General features: G+C 62.2%; 19 protein-coding genes and 3 pseudogenes. 11 read left to right on the top strand and 11 right to left on the bottom strand.

The genetic code is table 11. From position 1 onward, the window contains the following. Window positions 1–116 precede the first annotated feature (116 nt). Genes rplN through rplE form a run of 3 tightly spaced genes read left to right on the top strand, consistent with a single transcriptional unit; the run spans window position 117 to window position 1,358 of the window. Entirely contained in the window at window positions 117–485 is a 369-nt protein-coding gene (gene rplN / locus I6I12_RS10835; RefSeq protein WP_005322812.1) for a 50S ribosomal protein L14, read from the top strand. A gap of 4 nt (window positions 486–489) precedes the next feature. Then, window positions 490–804, top strand: a complete 315-nt coding sequence (rplX, locus tag I6I12_RS10830; RefSeq protein ID WP_023027809.1) for a 50S ribosomal protein L24 — start codon at window positions 490–492, stop codon at window positions 802–804. A 2-nt stretch (window positions 805–806) separates the two neighbouring features. After that, window positions 807–1,358, top strand: coding sequence for a 50S ribosomal protein L5 (gene rplE / locus I6I12_RS10825; RefSeq protein WP_023020566.1), 552 nt, complete (start codon window positions 807–809; stop codon window positions 1,356–1,358). A gap of 58 nt (window positions 1,359–1,416) precedes the next feature. Here rplE and I6I12_RS10820 read toward each other — a convergent pair whose 3' ends face one another. The 4 genes and pseudogenes from I6I12_RS10820 to I6I12_RS12175 form a co-directional block, all read right to left on the bottom strand. Beyond that, window positions 1,417–1,995, bottom strand: coding sequence for a hypothetical protein (locus tag I6I12_RS10820; RefSeq protein WP_023020567.1), 579 nt, complete (start codon window positions 1,993–1,995; stop codon window positions 1,417–1,419). Between the two features lie 108 nt (window positions 1,996–2,103). After that, window positions 2,104–3,246, bottom strand: coding sequence for a hypothetical protein (locus I6I12_RS10815; RefSeq protein ID WP_200288272.1), 1,143 nt, complete (start codon window positions 3,244–3,246; stop codon window positions 2,104–2,106). Continuing rightward, window positions 3,243–3,581, bottom strand: a complete 339-nt coding sequence (locus tag I6I12_RS12180; protein WP_034655739.1) for an AAA family ATPase — start codon at window positions 3,579–3,581, stop codon at window positions 3,243–3,245. Before I6I12_RS12180 ends, I6I12_RS10815 begins: the two co-directional genes overlap by 4 nt. 74 nt (window positions 3,582–3,655) lie before the next feature. Beyond that, window positions 3,656–3,988: pseudogene (locus tag I6I12_RS12175) on the bottom strand (ATP-binding cassette domain-containing protein); the annotation flags it as partial. Window positions 3,989–4,114: 126 nt separating this feature from the next. Here I6I12_RS12175 and I6I12_RS10805 point away from each other — a divergent pair. Continuing rightward, window positions 4,115–4,900: a formate/nitrite transporter family protein gene (locus I6I12_RS10805; protein WP_023020572.1), complete on the top strand. Its 786-nt coding sequence runs from the start codon at window positions 4,115–4,117 to the stop codon at window positions 4,898–4,900. A gap of 55 nt (window positions 4,901–4,955) precedes the next feature. Here I6I12_RS10805 and I6I12_RS10800 read toward each other — a convergent pair whose 3' ends face one another. From I6I12_RS10800 to I6I12_RS10795, 3 genes are all read right to left on the bottom strand, one after another. After that, the gene (locus I6I12_RS10800; protein WP_234288200.1) at window positions 4,956–7,298 is read right to left on the bottom strand and encodes a GNAT family N-acetyltransferase; all 2,343 of its coding nucleotides are present in this window, start codon (window positions 7,296–7,298) and stop codon (window positions 4,956–4,958) included. Window positions 7,299–7,423: 125 nt separating this feature from the next. Continuing rightward, the gene (locus I6I12_RS12040; RefSeq protein ID WP_234288129.1) at window positions 7,424–8,773 is read right to left on the bottom strand and encodes a lysine N(6)-hydroxylase/L-ornithine N(5)-oxygenase family protein; all 1,350 of its coding nucleotides are present in this window, start codon (window positions 8,771–8,773) and stop codon (window positions 7,424–7,426) included. A gap of 36 nt (window positions 8,774–8,809) precedes the next feature. Next, entirely contained in the window at window positions 8,810–10,303 is a 1,494-nt protein-coding gene (locus tag I6I12_RS10795; RefSeq protein ID WP_200288269.1) for a pyridoxal phosphate-dependent decarboxylase family protein, read from the bottom strand. Between the two features lie 405 nt (window positions 10,304–10,708). Between I6I12_RS10795 and I6I12_RS12105 the strand changes: the two are divergent. Both I6I12_RS12105 and I6I12_RS12025 read left to right on the top strand, forming a co-directional pair. Next, window positions 10,709–11,121 (top strand): annotated as a pseudogene (locus tag I6I12_RS12105) (3-hydroxyacyl-CoA dehydrogenase NAD-binding domain-containing protein); the annotation flags it as partial. Window positions 11,122–11,178: 57 nt separating this feature from the next. Next, window positions 11,179–11,691: a 3-hydroxyacyl-CoA dehydrogenase family protein gene (locus I6I12_RS12025; RefSeq protein WP_366918728.1), complete on the top strand. Its 513-nt coding sequence runs from the start codon at window positions 11,179–11,181 to the stop codon at window positions 11,689–11,691. Here I6I12_RS12025 and I6I12_RS10785 read toward each other — a convergent pair. From I6I12_RS10785 to I6I12_RS10770, 4 genes and pseudogenes are all read right to left on the bottom strand, one after another. Continuing rightward, window positions 11,588–12,130, bottom strand: a complete 543-nt coding sequence (locus I6I12_RS10785; RefSeq protein ID WP_023020577.1) for a hypothetical protein — start codon at window positions 12,128–12,130, stop codon at window positions 11,588–11,590. The two genes, I6I12_RS12025 and I6I12_RS10785, sit on opposite strands and share 104 nt — an antisense overlap. After that, entirely contained in the window at window positions 12,127–12,957 is an 831-nt protein-coding gene (fdhD, locus tag I6I12_RS10780) for a formate dehydrogenase accessory sulfurtransferase FdhD (RefSeq protein WP_023020578.1), read from the bottom strand. Before fdhD ends, I6I12_RS10785 begins: the two co-directional genes overlap by 4 nt. Then, window positions 12,957–13,202 carry a DUF6457 domain-containing protein gene (locus I6I12_RS10775; protein ID WP_200288268.1) on the bottom strand — a complete coding sequence of 82 codons (246 nt, stop codon included), beginning with the start codon at window positions 13,200–13,202 and terminating at the stop codon, window positions 12,957–12,959. The genes fdhD and I6I12_RS10775 overlap by 1 nt, the downstream gene beginning before the upstream one ends. A 77-nt stretch (window positions 13,203–13,279) precedes the next feature. Then, a pseudogene (locus tag I6I12_RS10770) lies at window positions 13,280–15,571 on the bottom strand (FdhF/YdeP family oxidoreductase). Window positions 15,572–15,877: 306 nt separating this feature from the next. Here I6I12_RS10770 and rpsH point away from each other — a divergent pair. The 5 genes from rpsH to rpmD are packed head-to-tail and all read left to right on the top strand — an operon-like array spanning window position 15,878 to window position 18,071. Next, window positions 15,878–16,261, top strand: coding sequence for a 30S ribosomal protein S8 (gene rpsH, locus I6I12_RS10765; protein ID WP_005322799.1), 384 nt, complete (start codon window positions 15,878–15,880; stop codon window positions 16,259–16,261). Between the two features lie 15 nt (window positions 16,262–16,276). Beyond that, a complete protein-coding gene (rplF, locus tag I6I12_RS10760; protein WP_023020585.1) occupies window positions 16,277–16,813 on the top strand; it encodes a 50S ribosomal protein L6 in 537 nt (178 codons plus the stop codon). A 3-nt stretch (window positions 16,814–16,816) separates the two neighbouring features. Further along, the gene (gene rplR / locus I6I12_RS10755) at window positions 16,817–17,218 is read left to right on the top strand and encodes a 50S ribosomal protein L18 (protein ID WP_005322788.1); all 402 of its coding nucleotides are present in this window, start codon (window positions 16,817–16,819) and stop codon (window positions 17,216–17,218) included. 40 nt (window positions 17,219–17,258) lie between these two features. Further along, window positions 17,259–17,882 carry a 30S ribosomal protein S5 gene (gene rpsE, locus I6I12_RS10750; protein ID WP_023020586.1) on the top strand — a complete coding sequence of 208 codons (624 nt, stop codon included), beginning with the start codon at window positions 17,259–17,261 and terminating at the stop codon, window positions 17,880–17,882. A gap of 3 nt (window positions 17,883–17,885) precedes the next feature. Then, window positions 17,886–18,071, top strand: a complete 186-nt coding sequence (rpmD, locus tag I6I12_RS10745) for a 50S ribosomal protein L30 (protein WP_023020587.1) — start codon at window positions 17,886–17,888, stop codon at window positions 18,069–18,071. Window positions 18,072–18,074: the final 3 nt, after the last annotated feature.

Raw genomic sequence — 18,074 nt, 5'->3', positions numbered from 1 at the left:
GGTCCGAGACCCTTCGGCACAGTCCGTTGTCAAGGCTTGAGCATCGCAAGTTTGTAGACCGCGTGCGGCAAGGACGGAAATCTTACCGCACATCAATCCAGGTCAGGAGACCCATAGTGATTCAGCAAGAATCGCGTCTGCGCGTCGCCGACAACTCTGGTGCACGTGAACTGCTGTGCATCCGCGTTCTCGGCGGCTCTGTCCGACGCTCCGCTGGCATCGGCGACGTCATCGTCGCGACTGTCAAGGACGCTGTCCCAGGTGGCAACGTCAAGGAAGGCGACGTAGTTAAGGCAGTTATCGTCCGTGCGAAGAAGGAAACCCGTCGTCCAGACGGCTCCTACATTCGCTTTGACGAGAACGCTGCAGTTGTTCTCAAGGGCGATAGCGAGCCTCGTGGTACCCGTATCTTCGGACCGGTTGCTCGCGAACTTCGTGACAAGCGTTTCATGAAGATCGTTTCTCTCGCACCGGAGGTGATCTAGTCTTATGAAGATCCATAAGGGAGATATGGTGATCGTCATTTCGGGCCCAGATAAGGGCGCGAAGGGCAAGGTCATCGAGGCATACCCAAAGCGTGACAAGGTCCTCGTAGAGGGCGTTAACCGCATCAAGAAGCACGTCGCAAACTCTGCTGCCGAGCGTGGCGCCGAGTCCGGCGGAATCGTTACCCAGGAAGCACCGATCCACGTGTCCAACGTTGCGATCGTTGACTCCGAAGGCAACCCGACCCGCGTGGGCTACCGTTTCGACGAGAACGGCAAGAAGGTCCGTATCGCGCGTAGCAACGGGAAGGACATCTAAAAATGAGCGAGAACTACACCCCGCGTCTGAAGACTCGCTACCGCGAGGAAATCCGCAAGACCCTGAATGACGAGTTCAAGTACGACAACGTCATGCAGATCCCTGGTGTCACCAAGGTTGTCGTCAACATGGGTGTTGGCGAAGCCGCACGTGACTCCAAGGTCATCAACGGCGCACTCGAGGATCTGACCGCTATTACCGGTCAGAAGCCGCAGCTGCGTCGCGCTAAGAAGTCCATCGCGAACTTCAAGCTTCGTGAGGGCATGCCCATTGGCGCACGCGTTACCCTGCGCGGCGACCGCATGTGGGAGTTCCTAGACCGCCTGCTGACCATCGCGCTGCCACGTATTCGTGACTTCCGCGGTCTGTCTGATCAGCAGTTCGACGGCCACGGCAACTACACCTTCGGCCTGTCCGAGCAGTCCATGTTCTACGAGATCGACATCGACAAGATCGACCGCCCTCGTGGTATGGACATCACCGTCGTTACCACCGCTACTAACGACGACGAGGGCCGCAAGCTCCTGCGCGAGCTCGGCTTCCCGTTCAAGTAAATAGCGCTTGAGGCATTCCCCCGGCACTCCGAAAGGAGGCCGGGGGAATTTTTTGGTTTTAGTGCCGTCGGTGAAGCCACGCAGCCGCGCCTACAAGGAAGATAGTGGCGCACACGATGGCAATGATGGGAGACATACTTTGGCCGAGGGAATTGCCCAACGGCGTGGTTTCGCCCAAGCACCAGGGAAAAAGGAGCGCCAGCAACGACAGGGGGAGCGCAATTCCCGCAGATGCCTTCGAGTCCAGTGCGCTACGCAGCGTTAACGCGACGCCAACCGCAGCGAGACAGAAAAGGATCGTGGATGCTGAATGAATAGGTACTACCCCAATGAATAATCCGAATCCGAACACAGCGGTCCACGCTGCGGTAGCTGCACCCAACAAGGCAGTTTTCTCCTTGCGTAGCGAACGGGCCGTGCTCGTGGCCTCGTATTTCTCATCCCATGAACTATTCAGCAACGCCAGTATGGAGCCTGCGACGAGCAGTGGCAGCAGATTGAAAACGAATACGGGACGGTTCAGTGGCGCTCCGAAGAGCTGTGGAACGGCCAAGTTATCCAGGAACTGCGCTACCACGCCAAGGCTGAGGATTAAAAAGAACTCCGGCCAACGGCGAAGTCTCAGGTAGGGACTCATTGTGCAACCCCCAGCGGTGGTAGCTCGGAGCTGCACGTCTGCATGGTGTGAATAAAGGGAGCCAGAGCCACGGCTTGCTCTGCGGGCGAACGGTGAGAAAGCTCGTTTTCAATCCAGGCGCGCGCAGGAGTAGTTGAACTTTGTGCGCTGAGGGTAGTAAACCTGTCGTCCTCCGCTCTGAACGCATACGTGGCCCAGTCCGAAAGTACCTGGTGTGCGTTGCGAGAGGCAGAAGTTTCTTCGCAGGGGGCGCTGAGCGCGCAGCGCCGCAGCTTGAGCCTCATAAACCCGCGTGTACAGGGCCGCTGGGCTGGCCACTGTGTGGGACAACTCCGTGGCGTGATCGGAGCCGGGTTGACCGTATGTGCCGGTGAGGGGAGGAAGGCCGGCGTCGACAAGCATCTGCGTGAATTCCTGCCAGTGCGCGTCTGCGGCTACGACGAGTTCGTGATCTTCTGGCCAACTGCAGTATCGCTGTTTGTTCGCATCCCGGGTGCAGCTTGCCGACGCCTCCGTGGTGTCCCGTGCCCGCGTACCTTGGGGCCCCACTGCGGCGGAGCCAACAGCGGCGATGGTGATGATGGCGAGGAGAGTCAGCGCGGTGTAACGCGGGGCAGGGTGGTGGCGTGTCAGTGCGGCAAGGACACAGGCGCTTAAGGCCGCTACCATGACGGCAGAAATTGCGACCGAAGCCACCCGTCGCTGCCGTGCTATCAGCTCGTACCCATTGCCGGGGAAGAAAAGAAAGCGTAGGGAAGCCGGCGTGGAATCCGCACACGCCGATACCACGCACAAAGCTAGCGTGAGCAGTGCTGCGAGTAACGCGGCGAGAAGCCGGCGCCGGACAAAGACACCCAAACCCGCACCGAGAACCGCACACAACACAACCCACACAAGGCTGCTAATGATGACGAGGAACCATGGCGAGCTGCCCACGGGTGCGGTATAGACAAACCCTGCCAGGATCATGAAGTCGATAAGAATGCTGGCCAGTCCCCATGCCAGCGCCAGGCCGACGAGAAGTACTGCTGTGCGGGCGCGCGAGGTGGATGTGGAGCGTAGAAACGTGGCGTCCTGGCTTCCTGCGTCCCATGCAGCAATACTTTCGAGAAGTACGCCCGTAGCCGCGGCGACAACCGCGCAGATTGCGGTGGCCTCTGGCCAGGAACCGGCGACGTTACTGCCCCGCGCAGAGGCAAAACTCAGCAGTGCGGTGAAGAGTACAACAGGAATGAAGCGAACGTGTCTCACAAAGCAGCCCCTCCCCGTGCCCCGTCGGTAGCTTGTTCGGTGACGGCGCAGAATCCTTGTTCTACGGAGCCGTACCTTTCGATGAAATCTGCAACAGAAGAATCGACTGCGATGCACCTACGATGAAGAATGAGCGTGCGATCGGCGGAGTCCATATCAGCCGCGACGTGCGTAGACATGAGGACAGTGGTGCCGTTCGAAGCCATGTCACGCAGTGCGCGGATGAGTGAGGATCGTTGGTGTGGGTCGAGACCTGCGGTGGGTTCGTCGAGAAGCAGTACATCTGGCTCGTGGACAATGGCCCGCCGCGACCATGGCGCGGCGCTGCATTCCACCGGACATCGCGCAGGCGGGTAGTGCTGTGGTCCTCCAAGCCAATTATCCGCAAGGCATTTACCGCGTGCTGGCGTGCTGTCGCGCGGTCTAGTCCGCGCAGCCAGCCAACGTCTGCTACGAAATCCACTGCGCGTTGCGCCGGATCAAACACACTGCGTTGCGGAACCCAGCCGACACGTTGCCGCCACGAGTCGGAACGGCGGACGTCTTCACCGCCCACGAAGATGGTTCCTGTTGGCGGGCGTAGCTCACCGGCGATGAGCTGCATGAGCGTGCTTTTCCCCGCGCCATTTGCGCCGAGAAGGACGGTGAGCCCTGGGGCGAGGTCGAAGGATATATCGCGAACAACCTTAGTGCGGGCGGAGTAGCCGTAGCTGAGGTGCTGGACAGACAGGAAGGGTGTCATTCCCGCCAGTTTTTCTTAAGTGAAAAGTGATTGCAATTGGTTGCTGAAGATCAGGGATTCACCTGCGGTGCGTGCGGCGGAGTACGATACAAAGGTCTCTGAAATCTGAACCGTACGAGGTACTTGATGTCCTTGAATGATGCTGCCGCAGCAGCCGTGACGAAGAAGGTCACGCTCCTAGAGCAATCTTTCTCCCGCTTTGCTGTCCGTTCTACTTTGGCCGGCGTGTACCTGGCGATCGGTACGGCATTTGCTGCGGTGATGGGTATGGGCGTCGAGAAGCATGTGGAAGGCCTCGGTTCTCTGGTCTTTGCCTGCCTGTTCGGTTTGGGCCTTTTTGCCATCGTCATTCTGGGCGCGGACCTAGCCACCGGCAACATGATGTACATGGTCTACGGCGCCGTGAAGAAGCAGGTGGGCTGGGGAAAGGCGCTGTGGCTCCTCGCAGTCACCACGCTATTCAACCTAGTTGGCGCCGTGCTTTTCGCCGCAGCCATGGGTATGTCCGCCAAGCTCGGCGGCATCGACCCAAATCACCTTATCGTCGACCTCGCGATGGGCAAGCTCCTCAAAGGACCAGGCGGCATGTTCGTGGAGGCCATACTGGCCAACTTCGTGGTCAACATGGCGATTATCGGCGCTATCTTTGCCAAAGACATTGCCTCCAAGTTCTTCGTCATCGTGCCGATCATCGCCTGCTTCGTGGGCTTGGGCCTCGAGCACGTCATCGCGAATTTCTGCCTGATGACCCTGACCTTCTTCTGCGCCAGCCCGCTACCGGAAGGTTTTACCCTTTGGGTGGTGTTGGCCAATTGGTCCATCGTGTGGGTAGGAAACCTCATCGGTGGTGGCTTCCTAATTGGTGGCGTGTACGCCTGGCTTAACTCTGGCCCGGAAGCGTATCGCGACTAAGCTGCGGCGTAGTACGCGAGAAGGCCAACCCCGCACGAGCGGGGTTGGCCTTTACTTATCGCGCCGTCGATTCTGGAGAATGCAACGGGTTGTCCATGTCCCCGGCGTAGATGAGCGAGGACTCCTGGTCGCCCAAGTTCACCATCGATAACGGGTTGCGTAACTGCAAGCGGTTGAGGCACGAGTGCTTGAACTGCGGCGCGAGCACCGGAAGTTTCTCCAGCGTGCCGGGGAAGCGGCGTTCGTAATCCAGTACGACTTCACGGCAGGTGAGCCAAAATTCGGTCTCAGTGAGCAATCCCTCCCGGTCGAAGAGCGCGGCGAGGTGGCGCAGCACGCCGTCGAGGACGTCGGTGTGGATAGATAGCGCGCGCTGGGCACCGGTGAAGTCGCCGTGATCGACCTGCAGGCGCTCTAGTCCCGCAGGCATGTCCACGCGGGCGTCAACGACCGCGGCCTCTTCCCCCAGGTCCTTGAAAAACGCGCCGACGGGCGCGCCGTTGTCGAGCTCGAGGATGACATTCTCGCTGTGCGGCATGAACACGATTCCGTACTGGGCGAGCGCGTGGAGGACTGGGACAAGGTACACGTCGAGCAGCTGACGCAGCCATTCTTGCGGCGGTAGACTCGATTGCGCGATCCACTCGGCGGCGAGTGACTCTCCTGCCGGGTCGACGTAGAGGCAGCCCGCCAGGGTCACGGCCACGCTCGTGGCGGATAGCTGCGGCACGGGCGAGTCGCGCCACAGCGCGGAGAGCATTTTCTCTCGCCCGCTTGTTGAGTCCGCGGGCAGCGGGTGGCGGTGGTAGGTGTCGCCGCGGTAGCCTACGGCGACGATTTCTTTGAGCAGACGCACGTTGCAGGCCCGGAATTCCGGATCGACATTGAGCTGTTGGGCTAACCAATCGTTGATGGCGGGCGTGGTTTCCATGTACGCCGGCGAGAGCCCGCGGACGAACCCCATGTTGCGAATGCCCACGGCAGTCTTGACATAGGGCAGCGCCGGGCGCGAGTGGTTGAAGAACGTCCGCAGCGACTGCTGGGGGCGAAATAGGTCGCTGCTGGTGCCGATGTACACCAGATCCCGGGAAATGAGCTGGGCGAAAAAGATCGTGGAGATGCAGTTGTCCCACTGCCACGGGTGCAGCGGCAGCGGCACATAGTCATCCGGGTCGCAGCCCAATTCTGCGAGCGCCTGCTCATAGCGCGGCTCGAGGTCTCCGAGCTGTTCGGCGAAGAACCCGGCTAGGTCCGCGACGTCTTCTGATGCCGCCACCACGCAGTGCTCCCGCTTGGCGGCGAGCCACACGATGTGTACGTCGGCTCCCGCCTCCGGCGCGTAGGCGCGTAGCTCGGTAAGGCTCATCCCGCCGCGCCCCGAATTCGCGAGGAACCCGGGGTGCCCCTCATACATTGCTGACTCAGCGGAGACGAGATAGTCCGCCTGGGCATTCGCGCGCTCCTGGGCGCTGGCGGCGAGCTGCGGTGCGCGCAAGCTTTGCGCGGCGGGGCGAGTCGCGAGGGCGCGGGCACGGCCGGCGAGGGTCGCCTGAATTTCTTCGATGTAGGTGTGCAGGAACCCCGGTTCTATGCCCAGCTGTTCTGCGGCCCCGGCGATGAGCTCAGCCAGGTGCAGCGGGGCGGCATCGGCAGCTTCGATGCTTTCGGGGACGACTTCGAGATGCTCCAGCCCGTACTGGTGGGCCGAAAAGCTCAGCTCCCGCGGCCCCAAGTGGACCGACCATCGTTCTGAGTCCGGGTGAAAGCTCGGCGTCAGCAGTCTTTCATGGCTAAATTCGCGGATGGCCTTGGCGATGAGCTGGCGCTCAGCGGTCTCGGCCGCGCACAGCGCATTCGCCACCGGCGACAGCGAGCCGCGCGCGGCAGCCGCTGAGGAATAGAAGTCTGAGGCAGTACAACGCTGCACCCGTGCCGTCTTCGTGTGCCCGCCTTGAAGCAGGCGGACCTCGTTAAGTCCCGGCACATCAAGGAAGCCGGCCTCGGCGTTCTTGCGGTGAATTGCGCCATTGGCTACGTCGGGCTCCACGAGGAGTTCGCGGAAACCTCGGCAGTCGATGAGCCAGCGGATGACCGCGGCGAAAAGGCTGCTGGTTAGCCCAGAAACGTGGGCACCGGCCGGCGGGGCGACGAGGAAGTGCAGTCCGCGTAGTGGCTCTTCCAGCGTCAACTCCCTGACACCAGCAGCCTCCGAGCTAGCAGCCCCGGCCAACACCGAGTCCAGCACCACGCGGCGCGGGTCGTAGTCCTCGACGATGCCCATCGGTCTGCGCGGGGCGGCAGGGTACGGGCGCAGCTCGAGGATCCAGGCTTCTTCGTGCGGGGAGGCGCGGAGCCGGTCGTATTCGACGGCGACGTCGTTGACGCTGGCCTGTTGCATGCCCCAGAACGCGCAGTGAGGATCGGTGAGCCACCCGTGAACGAGCTCGGTGTCGCCGGGGGTGAGCGGGCGAAGGCGCACCGTGCCGTGGGGAGTGAAGATTTCGTCACGTTCGGTATTGAGCATTACTGACCCCCGAAGGTCTGGAAGGCGACGGAACGCTCGATGGGATAGTACTCGCGGCCGGTGATGGCCTTGAGAATAATGGAGTTCCTCCACGGTCCCATCCCGAGATCCGGCGCGATGAGCGAATGAAGGTGTTCCTCGGCGTTTTGGACGAAGAGCGACTGGGCGGCGTCGATGGCGAACTCGGGATCGATGGCCAGGCGCCCGGCCGTGTCGAACTGGACTTCTTCGCGTGCGGTCTCCAGGAAGCTGGGGAAGAGCGGGGCCTTGTAGCCGGTGGCGAGCACCAGCGCGTTTGTCGCGTGCGTGCGGGTTTCGCCGGTCTCGCCGTGGGTCAACGTCAGCTGGAACGGGGCGGACGCGTCTGCGTCGCATAGCGCCGCGCTCCAGCCGGCTAGGAGCGTCGAGGCGAATGGGCGCGGCAGGCCCTTCGTGATGGACAACCGGTAGTAGGTGTCGTAGATGTGATTGACGAGCTGGCCGGAGATTCCCTTGTAAAGATTGCGCTGCTCGCGGTTGAGCCGGTCGCGCGTCGCGGCGTCCAGGCCGCGGAAGAACTGCGCGTACTCGGGGCTAGTCATCTCGAGGGTGAGCTTGGTGTATTCCATGGGGAAGAAGCGCCCCGAGCGGGTGACCCAGTCCAGCCGCGTGCCCTGGTACGCGGCAGGTTCCATGAGATTGGCGTAAATCTCGGCCGCGGACTGCCCCGACCCGATGATGGTGACGGACTCCTGGGCGAGCAACTCCTCCTTGTGCTCAAGATAGTCCGCCGAGTGTACGGCGAGCCCGGCTTCCGGCGCAGCCCGCAGCTCGGCGGGAATAAACGGTATGGTGCCCACTCCGACCACGACGTTGCGGCTGAGCACCGTGCAGGTGTCCCGTGGCCCGTTGACGGTGACCTCCCACAGATCGTCGACGCGGCGCACCGACGTCACCGTGGAGTTCCACTCGAGCGTGCTCAGCTGCTGGGAGACCCAGGTGCAGTAATCGGAGTATTCCTCGCGCAGCGGGTTGAAATCCTCCTTGATGTAGAATTGGTGGATGCGCCCTTGCTGCTTGCAGTAGTTGAGGAAACTGTACGGGCTCGTGGGGTCGGCGAGGGTGACCAGATCGGCCATGAACGGAACCTGGATCGTCGTCCCAGGAATCATCATCCCGGGGTGCCAGCAAAATTCCGCGCGCGAATCGAAGAACGCCGCGCGCAGCGCGCCGCCGTCAACCAGCGGCTGGCTCAGCGCCGCCAGGCCCAGGTTGAACGGCCCGATCCCGATGCCCACCAGGTCATAGGGCTTAATGCTAGATTCGGCATCAGCGGCGGCGGCAGTGCGGGCGGTGGTGGAAGAAGACATTACAAACTCCTGTTTTAAGTTTCTGTGGGTCGTGGTCTAGCGCGCGGGTTGTACCGCGAGAGCGCTGGGGCTCGGTTGAGCGTTGGCTTGGTCGACGGCGTCCATCTCGCGTTCGATGAGCCCGAGGATCGCGTCGATATCTGTGCCACGCAGCTGCGGATCGAGAATGGTGAACTTCCAGCACGGCGCGCCCTCGAAGGTGGTGGTCGCGACAATCACGTCGCCCCGCTCGAGCAAGCGCTGGCGGACGATGTGGACGAGGCTGGCGGGGGCATCGGCAGGCGTAAACAGCACTGTGGAAAGCTCCGGTGTGGCGCGCAGTGCAAAGCGTGGATGGGCGTCGACACGCCGGGCGGCATCGCGGGCCGCGGCGCAGCAGGCGTCGAAGGCCTCCCCGAGGGCGTCGGCGCCGTGGGTGCGCAGCGTCATCCAGAGCTTGAGCGCGTCGAAGCGACGCGTGGTTTGGAGCGAGAAGTCTGCGAGATTGTGGTCGGTGGCGTCTTCGGGGTTGAGGTAGTCCGCGTGCCACGACACGAGGGCGCAGTCGGCGGGATCGCGCAAGAGAATCGCGCTGCAGGCCACCGGCTGGAAGTAGCCCTTGTGGAAGTCGACGGTGACGCTATCGGCCGCGTCCATGCCGCGCAAACGGTGCCGTTGCGTGGGTGAGAGCAGCAGGATGCCTCCGTACGCGGCGTCGACATGCAAGTGCACCCCTGCGTGGCGGCAGACCTTGGCGATGCTCTCTAGCGGATCGATGGTGCCGCGGTCGGTTGCCCCAGCGGTGGCCACGACGGCCATCGGCGTGTAGCCGTCCGCCACGTCGGCCGCGATGCGCCGGGCGAGATCAGCTGCGTCGAGTCGGTGTTCGGCATCCGATTCGATAGTGATGACGGCGGTGTCCGCGAGCCCAAGGAGGTGGGCGGCGCGCAACACGGAGTAGTGGGCGTGGCTGCTGGTGTAGAGGCGCAACTGGGAAAGTCCCTGCACGCCTTGAGCGCCCAGCGCCTTTTCGCGCGCAATGTAGAGCGCCTGCAGATTGGATTGCGTACCACCGGACGTAAAGACCCCGCGGGTGCGGGAATGCGGGTCTTCCGGCCAGCGCAGCTTGCGCGCGAAGAACTCGAGGAGGTGGCCTTCGATTGCGGCGGCGCTCGAGGCCTGATCCCAGCTTTCGACCGCGGTGTTAACTGTGGTGGCGAGCAGATCCGCGCCCACGGCGGTGGCGGTGATCGGACAGTTGAGGTGGGCGATGTAGCGCGGGTGGTGGTACCACACGGCGTGGTCGAGCCAGAGTTCGCAAAGCTCAGCCAACGCGGCGTCGAATGTACCAATTGGGTGCTCGAGGTCAACGCGTGTGACGGCCGCTGCTGTCTCATGGGCGTTGCGACCGGAGCGTGGCGCGTCGCCCTCGGCGAGATACTGCGTGAGGGTGTGCTGGCTGTGGTGGATGATTGTGTTTAATGCAGTCGGATCGGCTCTTACGAAGGAATCGACGAAAGGGGCCGGTCTCTCGTGACGAATTTTGTGCATGTTAGGATACCCTAACATAGAGTAGGCTACGGTAAAATTATTTAATGGAAAGTGGTGCCGCGCGCGGGCACGCTGCGGTGATCCGTGGTCACGGCGGGATGTATTTGCTGCACCGGCTCGGGGAAGGGTGCGAAAGCACTGGTCTGATGCGCAGTGCGCGGGGTCGACGGCTGAGGTCTCGGGCATAGCAGGAGCGGCACAGGGGCGAGTAGAAGGAATGGGCGTGCGGTGCATTTCTACGGGTTGGTTGCGGGCGCAGGACGTGGCGAGGGTGGGATGTGGAAAAGCGTCTTTCACTTCGGACAAGGCCGAGGCGGGATAAATCAATTCTTGTAGACCTTTTGTGTGGCGGTGGCCATACAACAAACCGTGTGGCCGCGAGCCAGAAGGCCCAGGCTAAAAAACATGAAGACAGCATTGCTTGTAGGTGGCGGCCTGATCGGTTTCTCGTTTGCCCAGCGCTTCGTCGACGCGGGGTGGCAGGTGCGCATGACAGACGTGCGCGCAGAACTCGCGGACGCGGTGGCGCAGGAGTTCGGGGACAAGGTTCGGTTCTAGACAAACCTGGAGGATCTCACGGACAGCGTCGATTTCGTCCAGGAAGCAGGGCTGGAGTCGCTGGAGTTCAAGCACAAGATCTTCGCACGGCTGGCGGGACTTACCGATGCCGCCATCCTCGCCAGCTCGACCTCAGCCATCCTTCCTTCCAAGAGCGCGGCAGACAATCCCGCAGCCGAGCGGATCGTCATCGGTCACCCGTTCACCCGCCGGCACTCATGCCGGTTCTCGAAGTCGTGCCGGGACCGGAGACCGCGCCGGAGACGGTCGAACGCGCGCTGGAGGTCTACCGAGAGCTCGGCTTCGAGCCCAGCGCGATGAAGAAGGAAATCCCCGGATTCGTGGGCAACCGCATTCAAAAGGTCGACATGTGGGAGGCGATTTCACTCGTGCAACAGGGGGTCATTGACGCGAAGGACCTCGACACGATTTTGCGCAACTCGCTGGGGCTGCGCTACGCGGCCACAGGCCCGTTCGAGTCCAACCGTTTGGGCGGCGGCCCCGAGGGCATCAAGTCGACTATCGAACATATCGCGGGAGCCTGGGAGACCGAGCCTGTCGCCGGAGTGCCCGACATGTCGCATCTCGACGAGGTGTACGCGCAAGTCGATGTCCCTACGACAACTACGCCGAGACCTTCGAGTCCGGCACCCGCCGCCGCAATGCGCTGCTGCGCGGCTTCCTCGACGTGCGCGCTGCACACTAGCGCTTACTCGGCGCGCGGAGTTATTCGGGGCGCAGGATGCGCTGGGCGACCTCGACATCAGGGTTCGCCGCGCGCAGGGCGTCGAGGATGTCATCTGCCGCCAGGCGCAGATCGTCGTCCGTGAGCGGATCCAAGGCCTCGAGGATATAGAGCACGCTGGTGGTCTCCGGCGTGGGCTGGACTCGGTGCTCGGGCCGGAAGCGCCGCGCGGCACTACCCGCGGCATCGCGCACCGTAGCGGTGCCTACCTCGATGCGCACTAGGCCCGCGAAGCCATCGAGGGCGAACGCCGTGACAGGCAGCTCGAAACGGCGGGCGACGGCGTTGCCGAGGGCAACTACGGGGGCATCGGAAGGCTGGGCGCCCAGATCAAAAAGCGCGGGATCGAGCCCGGCGTTCTGCCACGCCGTGCGCCACGCGGCGACATGGGGCTGGAATGCTGACGGGGCGGCGGGGGTTTCGGCAACCGGGGAAGTGACGTTGCGTGCGGCGATGAGCAGCGCGCGGTAGTCGGGGCGCGGGGTGTCCAGCTCGACGTTGACAAGGAAATCGATAAGGCTCATTTCAGGTCTCCCGAGTAAAGGTTGAAGCGGTCGCCGCGTGCGAAACCGACGAGTGCCATGCCGGTTTTGCGGGCAGTGTCGACGGCGAGCGAGGAGGCTGCCGATACCGCCACGAGCTGGCAGAAGCCCGCCATCGCAGCCTTCTGCACGAGCTCGAAGCTGGCGCGCGAGCTCATCACGAGGATGAGATCGCTGGCCGGAAGCAAGCCCTCCATGAGCAGGTGGCCGATGACCTTGTCCGCGGCGTTGTGGCGGCCGACGTCTTCTCGGATGACGATGGGCTCGCCACCCAGCGTGAAGGCGCCAGCGGCGTGGATGCCGCCGGTCTTGCGGAACTGCTTCTGGCCCTCGCGCAGCCTATCCGGCAGCTGGGCGATAACGAGCGGGTCGACCGGCACGTGGGGGATGGGGTAACGGGTCTTCTTGGCTAGCTCCTCGATGGACGAGGTACCGCACACGCCGCACGCGGAGTTGGTGAGTGTTAGGCGCAGCTCTTTGAGCGAGATGACGTTGTCGTCGCGCATCTCAATGTCGAGGAGGTTGTAGGTGTTGACACCGTCGCGGGTGGTGCCCTCGCAGTACTTGGCGGACTCGATGTCGCGGGCGGCCTGGATGTGGCCCTCGGAATGGAGGAATCCATGGGCGAGCTCAACGTCGTGGCCCGGGGTGCGCATGGTCGTGGTGAGAGTCTGGCCATCGACGCGGATTTCGAGCGGCTCCTCGCCAGCGACGGTATCGGCGCGGGTATCGACCTGGGTGACCTGCGTGCGCTCCTCGTTGAGGCGGACCTTGGTGACCGCGAACTTGGAGGTGGTGCGGCCCGCCACTACTGCACGGCTTCCTTGAGCTTGGCGATGTTGGCGCGGGCTTCCTCGACGTCTTTGCTGGCCAGACCGACCACGAAGGCGGTGAGCGGGGCGGCCGGGCGGGAGCGATAGTGCGCGACGTCCTTGGTGAGATCGAGCAGCTCGCGCACCAGCGCCGTGGCGTCGTGCGGATCGAGATCCAGCGTCGTTGCGACCTCTTCAAGCCACTCGTGCGCGGTCTGGATGGGGTCTTTGTCTTCAGTCATGAACTCAACTGTAGTCGCGGCCCTGCCTACAACCGCGAAAGTCCCGCTCGCGACGGGACTAACGGGGGTGCGGCGACTTAGAAGTCGTTCGCGTTCTTGCCGGTCGGTTCCAGACGGACAATGAGGGACTTGGAAACGGGAGTCTCGGAGTCCTTAGTCATCTCTTCCACAGGCACGAGGATGTTGAGCTCAGGGAAGTAGCCGCCCACGTAATCCTTGGCGATGTCGTACTCGACCAGGCGGAAGTTCGGCGCGACGCGGCGGCCCGAGGCGTACTCGGAGACAACGTCGACGATGTCGCCGTCCTTGAGCCCGCGCTCGGCCAGGTCCTTCTTGCGGATGAAGATGACACGGCGTCCACCGCGCACACCGCGGTAGCGGTCAACCAGGCCATAGGAGATGGTGTTGTACTGGTCGTGGCTGCGCACCGTGGTCAGCAGCAGCTGGTCGCCCTCAAGCTCGATGGTGTCGGTGGCATTGATGGTCAGCTGGGCCTTGCCGTCCGAGGTGTTGAAGATGCGTTCGCGGGCCGCGTGCGGGAGCATGAAGCCGCTGGGGCGTTTGAGGTGCTCGTTGTAGTTCTCAAAACCAGGGATGACGTTCGCGATGTGATCACGGATGACATCGTAGTTGTCCATCATCGGGCGCTAGAAGGCGTCGCCGAATGCACGCTCGCCGATGCCGCAGATGATCTGCATTTGGGAGTGGAGATTCAGGTCGCGGTTTCCGCGGCGCTTCGGGAAGGACGCGGAAACCTTGGAGTCCGATGCCTCGACAGAGACCTTCTGCGGGCCCGAGGCCTGAATGTCGACATCGGTGCGGGAGCGCACCGGCAAGATAAGCGACTTCTCACCCAGCCACGCACACGTGCGGTTGAGCTTGGTGAGCATGTGGGCCGACTGCTAGGTGGCAGAAATGCCGTCTTCAAGCGCCGTCGTGTCCGACATCGCGCGGATGTAGTTTCCGCCCAGTGACAGGAAGAAATCGACGTTCTTTTCGCGCAGCTGGATACCCGCGCCAGTGGAAGAAACGCCGTGCTCGCGCGGAACGTCGAAGCCAAATTTTTCTTCCATGTTGGCCAGGAACCACTCCGGCATCTTCTACGAGATGCCCATCGTGCGGTCACCCTGGACATTGGAGTGGCCACTGAACGGGCCGGAGCCCGCGCCGGGCTTGCCGTAGTTGCCGGTGAGCAGTAGGAAGTTCATCATTTCCTGGATGGTGGCCACCGCGTTGCGGTGCTGGGACACGCCCAGCGTCCACGCGAGAACAACCGTCTCGGACTTCTCCACGTAGTCGACGATGTTCTTGACCTCGGCCTGGGAGACTCCGGATCCGCGGGAAAGGGCGGCATCGTCAAGCGAATTAAGGTGCGCGATGGTCTCGTCGACGTTGGAACAGAACTCCTCCAAGAACTTGCGGTCGAGCAAGTCGCGGCGAATGACCTCGCGGTTGATCTGCTGGAACAGCGCGCGGTCGCCGTCGAGGCGAACCTGGACGTACTCGTCGCTAATCTTGTCGGCCACGCCGAGGGCGCCCTTGACGGACTGCGGCTCCTTGAACTTCATTAAACCAGTCTCCGGCATGGGATTGATAATGATGAACCTGCCGCCGTTTTCCTTCTGCTTCTTAAAGGCGGTCAGCGAGCGCGGGTGGTTGATACCCGGGTTCTGGCCCACGGAGATGATGTGTTCCGTGTTGTATATGTCTTGCATGACGATGGAGCCCTTGCCCACGCCCACGGTCTTGGCGAGCGCGACACCCGTGGAGTCGTGACAGAGGTTCGCGCAGTCCGGCAGGTTATTGGAGCCGTGGCGGCGGCCCAGCACACCGAAGATGAAGGCGGACTCGTTGACGGCCGTGCCGGAGGTATAGAAGATGGCGCGGTTCGGGTCCGTGGCCTTGAGCTGCTCCGCGATGAGGTCGTAGGCCTCGTCCCAGGAGACGGGGTGGTACTTCTCGTCGCCGAGCGAGCGGTCGCAGAGCATGGGCTCGGTGAGACGGCCGAGCTGGTTGAGCTCCTAGTCCGGCATCTCGCGCACCTGCCGGACGGTGGTGTTGGCGAAGAACTCGCGGGACACGCGCTTGGACGTGGTCTCCTGGGCGATGGCCTTGGCGCCGTTCTCACAGAACTCGACGAAGTTGATGTCGCCCTGCCCCGGCTCCGGCCAGGCGCAGCCGGGGCAGTCAACGCCTCCATGCTGGTTCATTTTCAGCAGCGGCACGAGGCCGTGGTTCGGGATTGCCTTCTCCATCGCGTGGTATACGCCGCCCACGCCTGCAGGCGCGGTGACGCGGTGGCCGATGCGTGGGTTGTCGAAGCGGTTAGCGACGGGATTGGCACGAGAAACTGTAACGTTTGGGGTCATGCCGGCAAGCTTGCCGATAAGCAGGGAGAATTTTGGAAAAGGCCAGGTCGACGTGTAATGTAAATGCTCGGACTCGTGCCCGCACGCTGTTTATGCAGCTCACATGGGGATGAGTACCCGCAATTCAAGAAGTTCATTTCAACTTTGTTGTAGGCCCCTCGCCGTAGATAGCGGACCGTTGTCTGAATCAAAGGGTGGCGAGCGCCTCACGGTACTGACCGTGGGGAGCGTGAGTAGCCCGAAATCACACGGAGAACGCTTTGGTGAGCACGGGAACCGCAACGAGAAAGGTACACGGTCACTCATATGACTATGACTGATCCTATTGCCGACATGCTGTCGCGTGTGCGCAACGCAAGTAATGCGCACCATGACACCGTGTCGATGCCTACCTCCAAGCTGAAGGCAAATATTGCCGACATCTTGAAGCAGGAAGGCTACATCGCTGACTACACCGTCGAGGGCCACACCCTGTCCCTCGAGCTGAAGTACAACAACCGCGAGCGCTCCCTGTCTGGCCTGCGTCGCGTGTCTAAGCCGGGTCTGCGTGTGTACGCAAAGTCCACCGAACTGCCACAGGTCTTGGGCGGCCTGGGCGTGGCTATTATTTCCACGTCCCACGGCGTGCTGACTGACCGTCAGGCTGAGGAGAAGGGCGTAGGCGGAGAAGTTCTCGCCTACGTCTGGTAAAGGGAGGTTTGACACATGTCTCGAGTCGGTCTAGCACCAATCGCCGTGCCAAACGGCGTCGAAATCAAGATCAACGGCCAAGACGTTGAGGTGAAGGGCCCAAAGGGTACCCAGAGCGTTAACGTTCCAGAGCCAATCGCCATCAACCTGGAAGACGGCGTACTGTCCGTCTCCCGCCCTGATGACCACCGCAAGCACCGTGCTCTGCACGGTCTGTCCCGCTCCCTGCTGAACAACGCCGTTATCGGCGTGACCGAGGGCTACACCATCAAGATGGAAATCTTCGGTGTCGGCTACCGTGTCCAGCAGAAGGGCAAGGACCTGGAATTCAGCCTGGGCTACTCCCACCCGATCCTCATCGAGGCTCCGGAGGGAATTACCTTCGCAGTGGACGGCGCAACCAAGCTGTCCATTACCGGTATTGACAAGCAACTAGTCGGACAGATCGCCGCTAATATCCGTCGTCTGCGTAAGGACGATCCTTATAAGGGCAAGGGTATTCGCTACGAAGGCGAGCAGATCCGTCGCAAGGTCGGAAAGACGGGTAAGTAAGCAATGGCAAACACTGAAAACACCAAGCGCACTCCAGTCGGCAAGGACATCTCCTCCCGTCGTCGCGAAGCACGCGCACGCCGTCACTTCCGTATCCGTAAGACCCTGCGCGGCACCCCTGAGGCACCGCGCCTGGTTCTTCACCGCTCCTCACGTCACATGCACGTCCAGGTCATCGATGACCTGGCAGGCCACACCCTGGTCTCCGCATCCTCCATGGAGGCGGACGTTCGTGCACTCGAGGGCGATAAGAAGGCCAAGGCTGCCAAGGTAGGCGAGCTGGTTGCCGAGCGCGCAAAGGCCGCTGGCATCGAGCACGTCGTATTTGACCGCGCAGGCTACAAGTACCACGGCCGCGTCGCTGCGCTGGCTGACGCCGCACGTGAAGGTGGTCTGAAGTTCTAATGATCATCGTCAACGGAAACATCAACGGAAGGAACGCCTAATGTCGGACCGTGAACAGCGTGACGGCGGACGCTCCGCCGAGAACAACAAGAACAACCGCGGTGGCAACGGCCGCCGCAACGATCGTCGTAACCACCAGGACAACGAGCGCGATAAGTACATCGAGCGCGTTGTGACCATCAACCGCGTCTCCAAGACCGTTAAGGGTGGCCGCAACATGTCCTTCACCGCTCTCGTCGTCGTTGGTGACGGCCAGGGTCAGGTTGGCGTTGGCTACGGCAAGGCCAAGGAAGTCCCGGCCGCAATCCAGAAGGGTGCTGAAGAGGCTCGCAAGAACTTCTTCCGCGTTCCGATGATTGCCGGCACCATCACCCACCCGGTTGAGGGTCGCGACGCAGCTGGCATCGTTATGATGAAGCCTGCCGCACCTGGTACCGGTGTTATCGCCGGTGGTGCTGCTCGTCCAGTGCTTGAATGCGCTGGCGTGCAGGACATCCTGTCGAAGTCCCTGGGCTCCGACAATGCACTCAACGTCGTCCGCGCTACCGTGGACGGCCTCAAGCAGCTGGTCCGCCCTGAAGAGGTTGCCGCACGTCGTGGCAAGTCCATCGAAGAGGTCACCCCGGCCCGTATGCTGCGCAAGCGCGCAGGTCAGGAGGCATAAGCAATGGCTCTGAAGATTACACAGGTAAAGGGCCTGGTGGGCACCAAGCCGAACCACCGCAAGAACATTGAGGCCCTCGGCCTCAAGCGCATCGGTCAGTCCGTAGTTAAGCAGGACACCCCGATCGTTCGCGGTATGGTTCACAAGGTTCGCCACCTGGTCACCGTCGAAGAAGTGGCAGGGGAGTAAACC

Origin of the sequence: Corynebacterium kefirresidentii (assembly GCF_016599755.1) — a bacterium.
GTDB lineage: Bacteria > Actinomycetota > Actinomycetes > Mycobacteriales > Mycobacteriaceae > Corynebacterium > Corynebacterium kefirresidentii.
This window is presented reverse-complemented; position numbering and strand designations above follow the sequence as displayed.

Coding starts and splice junctions, on each gene's coding strand:
- rplX (WP_023027809.1), top strand. CDS start 490: ATGAAGATCCATAAGGGAGATATGGTGATCGTCATTTCGGGCCCAGAT.
- rplE (WP_023020566.1), top strand. CDS start 807: ATGAGCGAGAACTACACCCCGCGTCTGAAGACTCGCTACCGCGAGGAA.
- I6I12_RS10820 (WP_023020567.1), bottom strand. CDS start 1,995: ATGAGTCCCTACCTGAGACTTCGCCGTTGGCCGGAGTTCTTTTTAATC.
- I6I12_RS10805 (WP_023020572.1), top strand. CDS start 4,115: ATGTCCTTGAATGATGCTGCCGCAGCAGCCGTGACGAAGAAGGTCACG.
- I6I12_RS10800 (WP_234288200.1), bottom strand. CDS start 7,298: ATGCAACAGGCCAGCGTCAACGACGTCGCCGTCGAATACGACCGGCTC.
- I6I12_RS12040 (WP_234288129.1), bottom strand. CDS start 8,773: ATGTCTTCTTCCACCACCGCCCGCACTGCCGCCGCCGCTGATGCCGAA.
- I6I12_RS10795 (WP_200288269.1), bottom strand. CDS start 10,303: ATGCACAAAATTCGTCACGAGAGACCGGCCCCTTTCGTCGATTCCTTC.
- I6I12_RS12025 (WP_366918728.1), top strand. CDS start 11,179: ATGAAGAAGGAAATCCCCGGATTCGTGGGCAACCGCATTCAAAAGGTC.
- I6I12_RS10785 (WP_023020577.1), bottom strand. CDS start 12,130: ATGAGCCTTATCGATTTCCTTGTCAACGTCGAGCTGGACACCCCGCGC.
- I6I12_RS10775 (WP_200288268.1), bottom strand. CDS start 13,202: ATGACTGAAGACAAAGACCCCATCCAGACCGCGCACGAGTGGCTTGAA.
- rpsH (WP_005322799.1), top strand. CDS start 15,878: ATGACTATGACTGATCCTATTGCCGACATGCTGTCGCGTGTGCGCAAC.
- rplF (WP_023020585.1), top strand. CDS start 16,277: ATGTCTCGAGTCGGTCTAGCACCAATCGCCGTGCCAAACGGCGTCGAA.
- rplR (WP_005322788.1), top strand. CDS start 16,817: ATGGCAAACACTGAAAACACCAAGCGCACTCCAGTCGGCAAGGACATC.
- rpsE (WP_023020586.1), top strand. CDS start 17,259: ATGTCGGACCGTGAACAGCGTGACGGCGGACGCTCCGCCGAGAACAAC.
- rpmD (WP_023020587.1), top strand. CDS start 17,886: ATGGCTCTGAAGATTACACAGGTAAAGGGCCTGGTGGGCACCAAGCCG.